The sequence below is a fragment of the Aquipuribacter hungaricus genome (assembly GCF_037860755.1).
GTDB lineage: Bacteria > Actinomycetota > Actinomycetes > Actinomycetales > JBBAYJ01 > Aquipuribacter > Aquipuribacter hungaricus.
Genome location: NZ_JBBEOI010000014.1, coordinates 1 through 13,050, shown reverse-complemented (window position 1 = coordinate 13,050; position 13,050 = coordinate 1). Strand labels below are relative to the sequence as shown.

The window sequence follows — 13,050 nt, the reverse complement described above, 5'->3', positions numbered from 1 at the left end:
GACGCAGGCCAGCGGGTCAGGAGCTGCCGGCCGCCCCGCGGGCGGTGAGCAGGAAGGCCGGCGAGGACCAGTAGTCGTGCACCGGCCGGACCGTCACGTCGGTCCAGCCGGTCTCGCGCAGCTGCCGCACCCAGGCGGTCGCCGGCTGCTCGAACGTGGCACGCACGGCACCGGGCCGCAGCTGCCCGGTGAGCACGGGCATGAGGAAGCCCTGCGCCACCAGGTCGCGGTCGTCGGTGTACTCGGCCAGGCCGCGCTCGTAGGTCCGGGCCAGGAAGCGCAGGTGGTCCAGGCTGCCCACCGCGACGTCGGGGACGTCGAACTCGACGACGGCCAGCAGGCCCACGCTCGGGCGCAGGTCGCGCAGGACCGCGGTGCGCTGGTCGTGGTCGACCGCGTGCAGGGCGAAGGTGGACTGCACCAGGTCCCAGGTCCGTCCCGCGCCGGGGTCGGTGTCCAGGTCGCTGACGAGGCTCTGGACGGTGACCGGCCAGCTGTCCACCTCGGTCTGCGGGACCCCGTCCTGCTGCCACCGGTGGAGCTGTTCCAGGGCGGTGGCGAGCAAGGCCGGCGAGGGCTCCAGGACGTCCAGGTGGGCGGGTCGGTGCCGGGCCGCCTGCAGCGCCCCGAGCAGTGCTGTGCCGTCCCCGCAGCCGACGTCGAGCAGCGAGGCGGGCCGGTGGCTGTCGTAGAGGTCGGCCAGCACCGCGCCGACCGCGGCGTACAGCGGCACGTTGCCGCCGCCGCGGATGAACGCCTCGAACGCCGCCGGCCGGTCGTAGACCGACCCGTGGCCGTCACCGCCCAGGTGCTCGGCGAGGGCCCTCTCCAGCAGCGAGCCGCCGCCGGCGACCTCTCGGCGGGCGAGGTCGACGTCGCCGTCCACCAGGGCTGACAGGGCACGCACGACAGCTGGCTCGTCCATGCGGGGAGTGTGCGGCCAGGACCACCGGCACGGGACGCAGAGTCAGGCGCTGGACCCTGGACGACGAGGCGCGCACGGCGTGGGAGGCACACTCGGACGGTGCGCGTGGACGAGGACCCCGCCCCGGTCGCTGCGCTGCGGGCCGCTGTCGACGCCGTCCTGGTGCCGCGGGGGTTCGCTGCCGGCCAGGGCGGTGCCGACGGGACGGAGGGTCAGATCGTCTGGTGCGCCGCCGCTGACGAGCTCGCCGCGCGTGCCCCGGCGCTGCCGACCAGCCGTGAGCCACCAGACGGGTGGCGCGGCAGGTGCACCGACCTGGTCGTCGACCTCGCCGTCGCCGACGGGTCCTGGTGCATCACCGGGGTGAGCCTGGAAGGCCAGCACCTCGACCGCGTCCTGGTCGACCTCGGCCAGACCGCTCCCGCCCTGCGCGCCGCCGCCCTGGCCGGTCCACCTGTGCGGGAGGGCATCGTGGCTCTGCCCTCGCTGCTCATGACCCTGCTGGACAGCCCACCCGGGCGCTGACGACGCCCTCGAGCACGCAGGTCCTCGTGGACGTCGTCGAGGACGACGACCGGTCAGGGCAGCGGCAGCGTCACGCTCGGCCGGCCCGGGCCCTCGACGAGCAGACCGCCGGTGGCGCGCGAGAGCGACCCGACGTCGGCCACGTAGTCCCAGCCGAAGACGGCGGCGTTGCCCGTCACCGTCACGGTCCGGGTGCCGAGGGTGGCCTCGGTGTACCCGTCCGGGAGGACGGCGACGAGGTGCTGGAAGGTCCCGGCCGGGCTGCTGCCCTGCGCGACCAGCACCAGCCCGTCCTCGAGCAGCGCGTCGGCCGGGGTGCAGCCGTCCCGGCCCGTGGGCACGCCCCCGCCAGGGACCTCCCCGTCCACCCCGAACAGCACGGCCAGGCAGAGCCGGTCCTCGTCGGCCCAGAGGTAGGCCGCCGCGTCGCCCTCCATCGTGGCGACCTGGCTGGCCCGCTCCGGGAGGAAGGGGCGGAGCTGCCTCCACTCCTGGGGCAGCGCGACGGTGTCCTCCAGCGCCGACACCTGTGCCGTCGCAGGGCGGCCGGCGGGACCCGGCTGCGTCCGGTCGGGGGAGCCGAGGACCGCGGCGGACCCGCCGACCGCGGCCAGGGCGAGGGACCCCGCGACGACCGCGGCCCGGCGGCGCTGCCGGCGCTCGCGGTGCGTGCGGATCAGGGCGTCCGGGTCGAGGACGCGAGGAGGTTCGGGGACGTCACGTCTGAGCGCGCCGGCCAGGTCGTGACTCATGCGGGGCTCCCTTCGAGGTCGAGGGTCGTCAGGTCGGGGTGCCGGCGCAGGGTGGCCAGCGCCTTGGACGTCTGGCTCTTCACCGTGCCGACGGAGCAGCCGAGCGCCGCGGCGGTGTCCCGCTCGGTGAGGTCGTCGAAGAAGCGCAGCACGACGACCGCCCGCTGCCGGGGCGGCAGGGACCGCACCGCGTCCGCCATCACGCAGCGGACCTCGTAGCCGTCACCCGACGGCGCCGCCGTGTCGGGCAGGACCGGGGTCGGTCGCTCCCCGTGCCACCGTCGCCTCCGCCAGCCCAGGTACGTGCTCAGCAGGACGCGTCGGGCGTAGCCGTCGAGGCTGGCGTGGTCCCGACCCGTGCTGATGCGGGCCCACCGGCCCCACATCGTCAGCAGGGTCGCCTGGACCAGGTCCTCGGCCGTGGCCCAGTCACCCGTGAGCAGCCACGCCGTCCGCAGCAGGGCGCGCTGCCGCAGCGTCACGTACTGCCGGAAGCCGGCTTCGTCGACCATCAGTCGCGCGTCCCCCATGCCGGTAGAAGGGTGCAGACCGTCGAGAAGGTTGTCCTCTCCCGTCCCCAGCCTGGCCCCGGTCGCCGGCGGGGCGACCGCGGACACCCTCGGCACCCGGACCTTCCCGGACGGGACCCGCCGTCCGCCGGGTCCGCAGGTCCCGCATGGTGCACGCTGGCGCGCGCGGGCGTCACAGAGGACGCCCCGAGACGGGGGAGAAGCAGATGACGGTACGGAGGACGACGGTCGCGGCGGGGGTGCTCGTGGCCGCGCTGGTCGCGGGAGCAGGGCCTGCGACGGCGGGGACGGGGGTGCTGCAGGGCCTGCAGGAGCCGTCGGCGGTGCGGGACGCGGTCGCCGCCGCGGACGGCGTCGCGGCAGCCGCGGTCCCGACGAGCCTGACCTCGGGCGAGACGCTCCAGCCGGGGCAGTCGCTGGTCTCGCCGTCGGGCCGGTACGCCCTGACGCTCAGGACCGACGGGGCGCTGGTCCTCGTGCTCCAGCCGACGCGGTTCAACCCTGCGCCGGTGGTGCTCGAGCGCCTCGGGCAGGGAGAGCCCGGTGCGCGATTGATCATGCAGGAGGACGGCAACCTGGTGATGTACGACCCCGACGGCAGCGTGGCCGAGAACTATGCCACCGAGGGCACGGGCGCGGACTACTTCGTCGTGCAGGACGACCGCAACGTGGTGCTGTACTCCCGGTACGCCGGCAGCGACCAGACCGTCCGCTCGTTCCAGACCATCTCGCTGGAGCGTCTCGTGCCCGGCCAGGCGCTGCTGTCCGGTGACCGGATGATCTCCTCGGACCTTGCGTCCGTCCTGGTCATGCAGGGTGACGGCAACCTGGTCCTGTACCGGTACGGCCAGGCGGTGTTCCAGTCCGGGACCAACTCGCCCGACAACGTCGGCGCGGACGCCGTCCTGCAGTCCGACGGCAACTTCGTCGTCTACGCCGGCTCGCGGGCGGTGTTCTCGACCCGGACGGTGACGACGGAGTTCCCGGACTCCACGGTCCTCCGTCTGGGCGTCGGCGAGTTCTCCGTGGTCCAGGGGGCGGAGAGGCTGTCGTCCGTCTACGGCTCCGCGTGGACCAGCCCGACGGTGGAGTTCGGGCAGTCGCTGCTCCCGGGCGACCGCCGCCGTTCGCCCGACGGCCGCGGCGTGCTGGTGTTCCAGGCCGACGAGAACCTGGTCCACTACCGCGACGGCCGGGCCGTCTGGCAGAGCGGGACGCGCCTCAGCGGCGCCAACCTCGCCGTGATGCAGGAGGACGGCAACTTCGTCGTCTACGCGGTCGGGGACAGCGTGCCCGGCGGGGTCGAGGTCCTCGCCCAGACCCGGACCCAGGGCAACCCCGGCGCGACCCTCGTCGTGCCGGACGCCGGCCAGGTGTACGTCCGCTCCGAGGGCGGCAGGGTGCTCTACCCGCGCTGAGGCACGTCCCTGCCGGCGGCCACCTCCGGGCGGCCGCCGGCAGGAGGCGCGCACGGACCGCGACGACGAGGACCGTCGTCGACGTGAGGCGGGTGGCCCCGCCGCCGTGTCGGTGCGTCAGGCAGGGACGCGCGAGACGCGTCCTGGCGCGTCGGTGCTGCCTGGCCGCCCGCTCCAGGACCGCGCCGGGCGCGGGAGCCGGGTCCGGGGCAGCGCCCACCGGGGGTCGAACCCCGGGTGGTCGCAGAAGCGTGCCGCCAGCTGCCGGACCGCCACCTCCAGGACCGCCCAGCGTTCGGAGAGGTGGACGGCGTCCTCGTAGTCGGCGAGCAGGTCCTGCCAGCCGTCCGCCCAGGGCTGGTCCGGCCCGTCGACGGGGTCGCGACCGTCAGCTGGGGCACCGTCAGCGAGGTCCGACAACCGGTGCGTGACGAAGGCCGTGAGAGCGTTCACACGCCCATCCTGCGGCACTCCCGGGACGGTCCTCTACTGGCCGAAGGGAGGACCTGTGGGCGTGGACGCGGTGTCCGGACGAGGCGGCTGCCGCGGTCGGTGCCGGTCGACGTTCACCCTCCCGGGCAGCGCGTGTCCCCGCCGCTGTGCTCCTGGCACGTGGTCACGCGCTCGACGGGGGTCGGTGTCCGGTGGTCGACGAGGGCCGCCCAGAACAGCCCAGGCATGCAGCCGAGGACGACGGCGACGCCGTAGAGCCGTAGCGCGCGAGAGCTCCGTGCGAGCCCGGCCAGGGCCAGCCCGGCCACCGGTGCGCCCGCAGAGCAGACCGCAGCCCAGACCAGCGTGACCCTCGCCGCCGCGACCTCCTGGGGCGACAGCTGCTCCCCGAAGAACGTGAGCGACTGGCCGAGGTGGTGCAGGACGAGCAGCGGGGTCCCGACGAACCAGACCACCGCAGGCAGCCAGAGCAGCGCTCGCGCCCACCGACGGGTCCCGGGCGGGCTGCTGGAGGCAGGGGCCGCGGCGTCCACGGTGCCACCGTAGGTCGGGCGGGGACGGCAGCGTCGGTGATCGACGCACGTCGCTGGGGGACCGTCGACCCGACGCCCTCGCCGCGGTCGCCGCCGGGCCCGGGAGGACGCCCGCCACTCACGACCGGTCCCTCGTCGGCGGGCGGCCGGAGGGCAGACTGACGGCGTGGATGCCGAGGAGCTCGCCGCGGGGACGACGGGCGGCGACAGCGCGATCGTGCGCTTCTGGGAGACGGCGCGCAGCAGCGCCGGTCTGGGCCGGCTCGCGGTCGTGACGGGCCTGACGTCGGCGGCCGTCGTGCCGCCGCCCGCGTGGGCCTTCGGCGGGACCCCCGAGGAGGCCGACGAGCTGCTGGCCCTCGTGCTCGACGGGACGAAGACCGCGACGTCCGGCGCCCGCTGGCCGTACGAGGTCGAAGGTCAGCAGCTGCCCCGGCCCGGTGAGCTCTCCATCGTCCTCGACGGTGCGGGTCGTCCTCGGGCGCTCGTGCGCACCGTCGCGGTCGACGTCGTGCCGTTCTCCGAGGTGGGGGAGGAGCACGCCCGGGCCGAGGGCGAGGGCGACCTCTCCCTGGCGCACTGGAGAGAGAACCACCGGCGGGTCTTCGCCGAGGAGCTCACCGCGGCCGGGCGCAGCTTCACCGGCGACATGCTCGTCGTGTGCGAGGCGCTGGAGCTGCTCTACCCGCGCCGCCGTCCGGCCGGCGACCGTGGTCGCGCGCTGACCGACGCCTGAGGTCCCGACGACCGCGGCGCCCTAGGGTCACCGCATGGCTGACCCGGCGCGTCGGCGGCGCGTCGCGACGTTCCTGGGTCTCGTCGACGACAGACCCCGACCGGGCGCACGTCACACCCTGAGGGCGATGTGGCGGACCCTGCCCTTCGTCGCTGTGGCAGCCGTCCTGGGAGGGGCGGTGAGCCTCCTCGACGGTCCGTCCTGGCTGCAGCTGCTCCTGGTGGTCTCCCCGGTGGTCGCGGTCACGTTCTTCCTCGAGCAGGAGCGCGACCGCCGCTAGGGGCTGAGCCTTCGTCCCGCACCCCGGCGGCTAGCGTGGCGCCGTGGTCCCGCCCTCCCTCAGCCAGCAGGTGGTCCCCGCCCAGGGTCCCGTCGAGCTCGGCCCCGCCGTACGGCTGCCCGCCCGCCGCGAGGACGTCGAGCTGCACACCCCGGACGGCCTGCGCCTGGTCGGGGAGCTCGCGCTGCCCGCCGACCGCGACCCCGTCGCCACGCTCGTGTGCCTGCACCCCCTGCCCACGCACGGCGGCTACATGGACTCCCACGTCCTGCTCAAGGCGTCGCAGCGGCTGCCCGCACTGGCCGACCTCGCCGTGCTCCGCTTCAACCTGCGAGGCGTCACCAGCCCGCGCGGTACGTCGGAGGGCACCTTCGACGCCGGTGACGCGGAGCGGCACGACGTCACCGCGGCGCTCGCCTTCGTCGAGGACCACGGCCTGCCCGCGGTCACCGTGCTGGGCTGGTCGTTCGGCACGGACCTGTCGCTGCTGCACGCCCGCGACCCGCTCGTCACCCAGCTCGTGCTGCTGTCCCCGCCGCTGCGGTACACCGGCGACGACGACCTGCGCTGGTGGGCCGCCGACGGCCGGCCCGTGACGGCGCTGGTGCCCGAGCACGACGACTACCTGCGCCCGCCGGAGGCCGTCGAGCGCTTCTCGCTGGTGCCGCAGGCGCGGGTCGTGCCGCTCGTGGGCGCCAAGCACCTGGTCGTCGGCGAGAGCCACGTCCGGACCGTCCTCGATCACGTGGTCGAAGCCGCCGCGCCGGGCGCCCACCCGCTGCCGACCACGTGGGACGGGCCCTACGAGCGCGTGACCACGCGGATCGGCTGAGCACCCCGGCCCCCGACGCGACAGGGCCGGGGCCGACGGACCCTCGACGGGTGCGGCCGGCCCCGGCCCTGGTCGGGACGGTGCGGTGGTGTCAGCAGCAGCGGTCGACCGCCGCGCCCTCCGCCCGGTCCTGGCGCTGCCGCTCGAACTCCCGCCGCGTCCCGGCGGGGTGCCCGTGGGCGGCGCACTCGCGGACGTGGGCGTCCCACCGGTCCTCGCCGGTGACCGCGCGCAGGTACCAGACCAGCCCCCGCCAGCCCCGGGCGAGCAGCCCGGGCAGCGCCGGCACGGCGGGCTCGTGACCCGCCGGCGCCTGCGTCCAGGGGGTGCGGGCCTGCGGCACGGTCACTGCTGGCCCCCGCTGACCAGCCGGTCCTCGTGCGCGGCGATGGCGGCCTTCTCCTCGGGCGTGGCGAACAGCCCGGCCGGCTCGACGATGCGGCTCGGCGTGTGCGGGACCTCCGTGGTGGCCAGGCTGCCCTGCCGGAGCGCCTTGACGATCGTCACCACGGCGTTGGCGACGACGACGAGCACGAGCAGCGCGAACACCGACTGCAGGACGCCGTTCGTCGTGGAGTTGGTGACGATCTGCTGCATCTGGCCCGCGTCGGCGGCCGGCGGCAGGACCTCGCCGGCCTCGAGCGCGTCGGCGTACCGGGCCCGCTGGGCGAAGTAGCCGATGGCCGGGACGTCGCTGAACACCTTCTGGTAGCTGGCCGTCATGGTGACGACGAGGTCCCAGACCAGCGGGATGCCGGGCACCCAGGCCCAGCGCACCTTGCCGTGCTTGATCATCAGCGTGACGCACAGCGTGAGGGCGATGGCGGCGAGCAGCTGGTTGGCGATGCCGAACAGCGGGAAGAGCTGGTTGATGCCGCCGAGGGGGTCGGTGACGCCGACGTAGAGGAAGTACCCCCACGCGCCCACGACCACGGCGCTGGCCAGGTAGTTGGCCGGTCGCCACGACAGGTCGCCGAACTTCTTCCACACGTTGCCGACCGTGTCCTGGAGCATGAAGCGGCCGACGCGGGTCCCGGCGTCGACGGCGGTGAGGATGAACAGCGCCTCGAACATGATCGCGAAGTGGTACCAGAACGCCTGCAGGCCGCCGCCGAACGCGCTGGCGAAGATCTGCGAGATGCCGAGCGCCAGGGTCGGGGCGCCGCCGGTCCGGGAGACCAGGTCCTCCTCGACCGCGGCCGCCTCGGCCGAGATCTGCGCTGCGGAGGTGTCGAAGCCGAGGCCCTGGACGAACGCGGCCGCGGACTCCGGCGTGCCGCCCGTCGCGCCGGCGGGGGAGTTGATGGCGAAGTACAGGCCCTGGTCGATGACCGAGGCGGCGATGAGGGCGCTGATGGCGACGAAGCTCTCCATGAGCATGCCGCCGTAGCCGATGAACCGGACCTGGCTCTCCTTGGCGATCATCTTGGGCGTCGTGCCCGAGCTGATGAGCGCGTGGAAGCCGGACAGGGCGCCGCAGGCGATGGTGATGAAGACGAACGGGAACAGCGAGCCGGCGAAGACGGGCCCGTTGCCCTCGATCGCGAACTGGCTGACGGCGTCGTTGGCCAGGACCGGGCGGGCGAGCAGCAGGGCCAGGGCGAGCAGGACGATGACGCCGATCTTCATGAACGTCGACAGGTAGTCGCGCGGCGTGAGCAGCATCCACACCGGCAGGACCGAGGCGACGAAGCCGTACACGACGAGCGCGACGACCAGGGTCTCCTTGCTCAGGGTCAGCGCGTCGGCCAGGCCCGAGGCCTCGACGTACCCGCCGCCGACGATGGCCAGCAGCAGCAGGACGACGCCGATGGCGGTGGCCTCCATGACCCGCCCGGGCCGGATGACCCGCAGGTACACGCCCATGAACAGGGCGATCGGGATGGTGAGCGCGATGGAGAAGACGCCCCAGGGGGACTCGGCGAGGGCGTTGACGACGATGAGCGCGAGCACCGCCAGGATGATGATCATGATGGCGAACACGGCGATGAGGGCCGCGACGCCGCCCACGGGCCCGATCTCCTCGCGGACCATCTGGCCGAGGCTCTTCCCGTTGCGGCGCATCGAGAAGAACATGACGACCATGTCCTGCACGGCGCCGGCGAAGATGACGCCGACGACGATCCAGATCGTGCCCGGCAGGTAGCCCATCTGCGCGGCGAGCACGGGCCCGACCAGCGGGCCGGCGCCGGCGATCGCGGCGAAGTGGTGGCCGAACAGGACGCGCCGGTCGGTCACCTCGTAGTCGACCCCGTTGTCCAGGCGCTCGGCCGGGGTGGCGCGGGTGTCGTCGACGAGCAGGACGCGGTAGGCGATGAAGCGGCTGTAGAAGCGGTAGGCGATGGCGTAGGAGGCCAGCGCCGCGAACAGGACCCACAGGGCTGACACCTCCTCCCCGCGCGACAGCGCCAGGACGGTCCAGGCGACGCCGCCGAGGACGGCGACGGCCACCCAGACGGCGACCTGGAGCGGGCTGCGCCGCGACGCGGGCGGCGCGGGGATGCCGGTGTCGGACCGGGGCGACGGACGGTCGCCGGAGACGGTGCTCATGCGGGGCTCCCGGGGAGGGTGGGGACAGGGGGCGGGGCGCTGTGGTGGGCGCTGGGCCGGTGGGGCATGCGTCGACTCCTTCGTCGCAGCGGCGTCCCCGGTCGCGGCGGCGCCAGCCTCCCGGGATGTATAGCGCACACGGGGCGTACCACCACGGTGGCGGGGCGGACCGCTACCGGACCGTGACCGGGGCGCGCACGCTCAGGCACGCTCCTGGCGCGGGTAGACCACCCGCTGGACCACGAGCAGGACGGTGGCCGCGAGCGGGATCGCCACGAGCGCGCCGATGAGGCCGAGCAGCGAGCCCCCGAGCAGCGCGGCCACGACCGCGAGCGTGCTCGGCACCGCCACCGTCCGGGACATGATCCGCGGCAGGATCACGTAGTTCTCGACCTGCTGGTAGACGAGGAACCAGACGGCGAGCGCGATCCCGTCGCTCCCCTCGCCGAGGGCCGCGACGGTGCAGGCGAGGACGGCGCCGATGGTGGCGCCGACGAGCGGGATGAGCCCGCAGACACCGACGGCGAAGGCGAGCGCGACGGAGTACCGGACCTCGAGCACGGTCATGACGAGGAACGCGAGCACGCCGTTGAGCGAGGCCACGCCGAGCTGGCCGAGGACGTAGCCGCCCACCCGGCGCTGCGCCTCGTCGCCGATCTCGCGCCAGCGCTCGCGGCTGCTGCTGGGCACCAGCCGGTAGGCCCCGGAGGTGATGCTGCGCAGGGAGGCCAGGAAGTACAGGGTGAGGACCAGGACGAGCAGCACCGAGAACACCCCGGTGACCACGGCGCGCCCGGCGCCCAGCACCCCGCCGAAGAGAGCGTCGATGGTCGAGCTGGAAGACAGCCGGTTCTCCACCTCGGTGTTGATGCGCTCGAAGATGCCGAAGCGGGTGTCCAGGGTCTGCGCCAGGTCGGTCTGCTCGAGCCGGCGGACGTAGATCGGCGTCACCCGCAGCAGCTGGCTGGACTCCGACAGCACGAGCGGTGCCACCGAGGCGACGAACCCGCCGACGAGGACCACGAGCAGGCCGAACGTCACCGCGACCGCCGCGCCCCGCCGGAGCCCGTGCCGCTGCAGCCAGGTGACGAACGGGTCCAGGCTGAGCGCGAGGAAGAGCGCCGCGAAGACCAGGGTGACGATCTGCCCCGCCTGCACGACGGCCTGCACGAGCCCGACGGCGAGCAGCACGCCCATCGCGCCGGTGAACCCGATGGCGAACGGGGACAGGTGGCGCCCGCCGGAGGAGACGGTGACGACCGGTGCCGTGCGGGTGCCCTCCGCGGGAGCCGATGGGCCGGTGGTCGGCTCGTCCGCCCCGGCGGCCGTGACCGGGTCGACGTCCCGATCAGGGCCGTCGGGTCCGTCGGGTCCGACGGTCGCAGCCGGTCCGGTCGGGCGGTCGGGCACGGCCGGAGGCTCCCGCGTCGCGGCGGTCGCCGGCCGCGGGCCCTCGGCGGCGGGCTCGGGTCCCGGGCCGGTGGTGGTCCGCGTGCTCACCGGGTCACGGTAGCCACGTGCCGGCCCGGGCGGGCCCGCACGTCAGCGGTGCTCGACGGGCTCCGGCGCGCCGTCGTGCTGCGCGGTCTGCTCGTCGTGCTCGACCAGCTCGCCGTCGACCACGTCGTCGCCGCCGGGCAGCGTCCCGTCGGTCCGGCCGTCGCCCGCGCCGCCGGTCCCGCTGCCGCCGTCGGCACCGCTGGTCGCCGCGGGCCCGCCGGTGAGCGCGCCGCGCCCGACGGCCGGGTCGATCGCCGCCGGGGCGTCGCCGCCGCCGCCGAGCAGGGTGCGCAGCTGGTTGAGGTGGCCGGTGACGGACTCCCGCTGGCGGACCAGGTCGTCGACCTCGCGCTGGACGCCCGTGCGGGTCCGCTCGGCCTCGGCGCGTGCCTCGGACAGCACGCGCTCGGCGTGCAGGCGCGCCTGGGCGAGGGCCTCGTCGGCGTTGCGGCGGGCGTTGGCGAGCAGCGCCTTGGCCTGCTCGTCCGTGCTGCGGCGGGTGACCTCGGCGGCCTCGCCGGCCTTGCGGGCGCGGTCCTCGGCGGCGGCCGCCCGGTTCTCGGCGTCCCTGACCATGGCCTGCGCGGTCTGCACCGCGGTGTCGTGCCGGTCGGCGACGTCCCGCTCGGACGCCTCGCGGGCCTGGGCGAGCTCCATCTCCAGGTCCGCCCGCAGCTGCCCGGTCTCGGCACGGACCCGCTCGAGCAGGGTCTGCGCCTCGGCCCGCATGGTGTCGGCGTCGTGCTTGGCGGCGGAGCGGACGTCGTCGGCGTCGCGCTGGGCGCCGACGCGGACCTCGGTCGCCTCGCGCTCGGCGGTGGCGCGGAGCCGGGCGACGTCACGGTCGGCACCCGAGCGGCGCTCGGCGGCGTCCTGGTCGGCGGCGGACAGGATCCGGGCGACGTGCTGCTCGGCCTCCTGCACCAGCTCGTCGGCGCGGCGCTGGGCGTCCGCGCGCAGCTGGTCGGCGTCGTCGCGGGCGGCGTCGAGGGTCTCCTGCGCCTGCCGGGACAGGGTCGCGTGGCTCTCGGCGAGCGCGTTCTCGGTGGAGGCCCGCAGCTCGGCGACCTCCAGGCGCGCCTGGGCCCGGAGCTCCTCGGCGTGCTCGGTGGCCTGGGCGACCATGTCCGACGACTGCTCCTCCGCGAGGCGGAGCAGCTGCTCGATGCGCGACCCCAGCCCGGAGTACGACGGGCGCTCGCCCTCGTGGAGCTGGCGCTGGGCCTCGGCGAGCTCGCCGGCCTGGGCGAGGGAGCGGGCGTCCAGCTCCTCCACCCGGGAGCGCGCCTCGCGCAGGGAGCGCTCGAGCTGGCCGAGGCGTGCCTCCACCTGGCCGCGGTCGTACCCGCGCATGACGACGGCGAACGGGCTGGTACTGGGGTCGCTCACAGGCGGGGCTCCTCGTCGGTGGTGCCGGGGTCTGTCCCGAGACTAGACGCCGACGTCCGTGCCGTCCGGTGCTCGCGCAGGCTGCACGAGCTCCACGAGGACGCCGCCGCAGTCCTTGGGGTGGGCGAACACGACCAGGCTGCCCGCGGTGCCGCGCCGCGGCTCCTCCGACAGCACCCGGACCCCGTGCGCCCGCAGGTGCGCCGCGGCCGCGACCACGTCCTGCACCCGGTAGGCCAGTTGCTGCAGGCCGGGGCCGGACCTGGTGAGGAAGCGGGCGAGCGTCGAGCCCGGGTCGGTCGGGGCGAGCAGCTGCACCTGGGCGGCGCCGGGCGGCGAGCCGGGCGCGGCGAGCATGGCCTCCTCGACCTGCTGCTCGTCGTTGGTCTCGCGGTGGACGACCACGAGGCCCAGCACCCGGGTGTGCCACTCCACCGCGGCCTCGAGGTCGGGCACGGCGACGCCGACGTGGTCCACGCCCAGCAGCCCGGGCATCCCCGCGAGCGGGCCCGCGGGGTCGCCGGCCACCAGGTCCGCGGTGGGGTCTGCGGTGAGGTCGGGGGCAGCGGCCGGGGTGGCCTCCGGGGCGGCGTCGGCGGGCGCGGCGGCCCCGGCGGGCGGGCGGGC

The 13,050-nt window shown here is 75.0% G+C and carries 15 protein-coding genes; 5 read left to right on the top strand and 10 right to left on the bottom strand.

Features of this window, described 5'->3' with window-relative positions; genetic code table 11:
* Positions 1-16: 16 nt before the first annotated feature.
* Entirely contained in the window at positions 17-925 is a 909-nt protein-coding gene (locus tag WCS02_RS03970) for a class I SAM-dependent methyltransferase (RefSeq protein ID WP_340290049.1), read from the bottom strand.
* A gap of 99 nt (positions 926-1,024) precedes the next feature.
* Between WCS02_RS03970 and WCS02_RS03965 the strand changes: the two genes are divergently transcribed.
* Positions 1,025-1,450 (top strand): hypothetical protein, encoded by a 426-nt coding sequence (locus tag WCS02_RS03965; RefSeq protein ID WP_340290046.1) that lies wholly within the window; start codon positions 1,025-1,027, stop codon positions 1,448-1,450.
* A 53-nt stretch (positions 1,451-1,503) separates the two neighbouring features.
* On the opposite strand, the gene WCS02_RS03960 is transcribed toward WCS02_RS03965, so the two are convergent.
* Positions 1,504-2,202, bottom strand: a complete 699-nt coding sequence (locus WCS02_RS03960) for a hypothetical protein (protein ID WP_340290043.1) — start codon at positions 2,200-2,202, stop codon at positions 1,504-1,506.
* On the bottom strand, positions 2,199-2,714 hold the full coding sequence (locus WCS02_RS03955; protein WP_340290040.1) for a SigE family RNA polymerase sigma factor: 516 nt from the start codon (positions 2,712-2,714) through the stop codon (positions 2,199-2,201). Before WCS02_RS03955 ends, WCS02_RS03960 begins: the two co-directional genes overlap by 4 nt.
* 224 nt (positions 2,715-2,938) lie before the next feature.
* On the opposite strand from WCS02_RS03955, the gene WCS02_RS03950 reads away from it, so the two are divergent.
* Positions 2,939-4,150: a hypothetical protein gene (locus WCS02_RS03950; protein ID WP_340290037.1), complete on the top strand. Its 1,212-nt coding sequence runs from the start codon at positions 2,939-2,941 to the stop codon at positions 4,148-4,150.
* Between the two features lie 117 nt (positions 4,151-4,267).
* On the opposite strand, the gene WCS02_RS03945 is transcribed toward WCS02_RS03950, so the two are convergent.
* Together WCS02_RS03945 and WCS02_RS03940 are read right to left on the bottom strand one after the other, a co-directional pair.
* Positions 4,268-4,603 (bottom strand): hypothetical protein, encoded by a 336-nt coding sequence (locus WCS02_RS03945; RefSeq protein ID WP_340290034.1) that lies wholly within the window; start codon positions 4,601-4,603, stop codon positions 4,268-4,270.
* Between the two features lie 113 nt (positions 4,604-4,716).
* The gene (locus WCS02_RS03940) at positions 4,717-5,136 is read right to left on the bottom strand and encodes a hypothetical protein (protein WP_340290031.1); all 420 of its coding nucleotides are present in this window, start codon (positions 5,134-5,136) and stop codon (positions 4,717-4,719) included.
* 166 nt (positions 5,137-5,302) lie between these two features.
* On the opposite strand from WCS02_RS03940, the gene WCS02_RS03935 reads away from it, so the two are divergent.
* From WCS02_RS03935 to WCS02_RS03925, 3 genes are all read left to right on the top strand, one after another.
* On the top strand, positions 5,303-5,872 hold the full coding sequence (locus WCS02_RS03935) for an ASCH domain-containing protein (protein ID WP_340290028.1): 570 nt from the start codon (positions 5,303-5,305) through the stop codon (positions 5,870-5,872).
* 34 nt (positions 5,873-5,906) lie between these two features.
* Positions 5,907-6,152, top strand: coding sequence for a hypothetical protein (locus tag WCS02_RS03930; RefSeq protein ID WP_340290025.1), 246 nt, complete (start codon positions 5,907-5,909; stop codon positions 6,150-6,152).
* Between the two features lie 70 nt (positions 6,153-6,222).
* Positions 6,223-6,984: an alpha/beta hydrolase gene (locus tag WCS02_RS03925; RefSeq protein ID WP_340290127.1), complete on the top strand. Its 762-nt coding sequence runs from the start codon at positions 6,223-6,225 to the stop codon at positions 6,982-6,984.
* A gap of 91 nt (positions 6,985-7,075) precedes the next feature.
* On the opposite strand, the gene WCS02_RS03920 is transcribed toward WCS02_RS03925, so the two are convergent.
* The 5 genes from WCS02_RS03920 to mce all read right to left on the bottom strand — a co-directional run.
* Positions 7,076-7,273, bottom strand: a complete 198-nt coding sequence (locus WCS02_RS03920) for a YbdD/YjiX family protein (RefSeq protein WP_340290023.1) — start codon at positions 7,271-7,273, stop codon at positions 7,076-7,078.
* 56 nt (positions 7,274-7,329) lie between these two features.
* Positions 7,330-9,534, bottom strand: coding sequence for a carbon starvation CstA family protein (locus WCS02_RS03915; protein WP_340290020.1), 2,205 nt, complete (start codon positions 9,532-9,534; stop codon positions 7,330-7,332).
* 201 nt (positions 9,535-9,735) lie between these two features.
* Positions 9,736-11,034, bottom strand: coding sequence for an AI-2E family transporter (locus WCS02_RS03910; protein WP_340290017.1), 1,299 nt, complete (start codon positions 11,032-11,034; stop codon positions 9,736-9,738).
* A 42-nt stretch (positions 11,035-11,076) separates the two neighbouring features.
* Positions 11,077-12,423 (bottom strand): coiled-coil domain-containing protein, encoded by a 1,347-nt coding sequence (locus tag WCS02_RS03905; protein WP_340290014.1) that lies wholly within the window; start codon positions 12,421-12,423, stop codon positions 11,077-11,079.
* 42 nt (positions 12,424-12,465) lie between these two features.
* Positions 12,466-13,050: methylmalonyl-CoA epimerase (mce, locus tag WCS02_RS03900; protein ID WP_340290011.1), on the bottom strand; the 585-nt coding region annotated here is incomplete at its 5' end.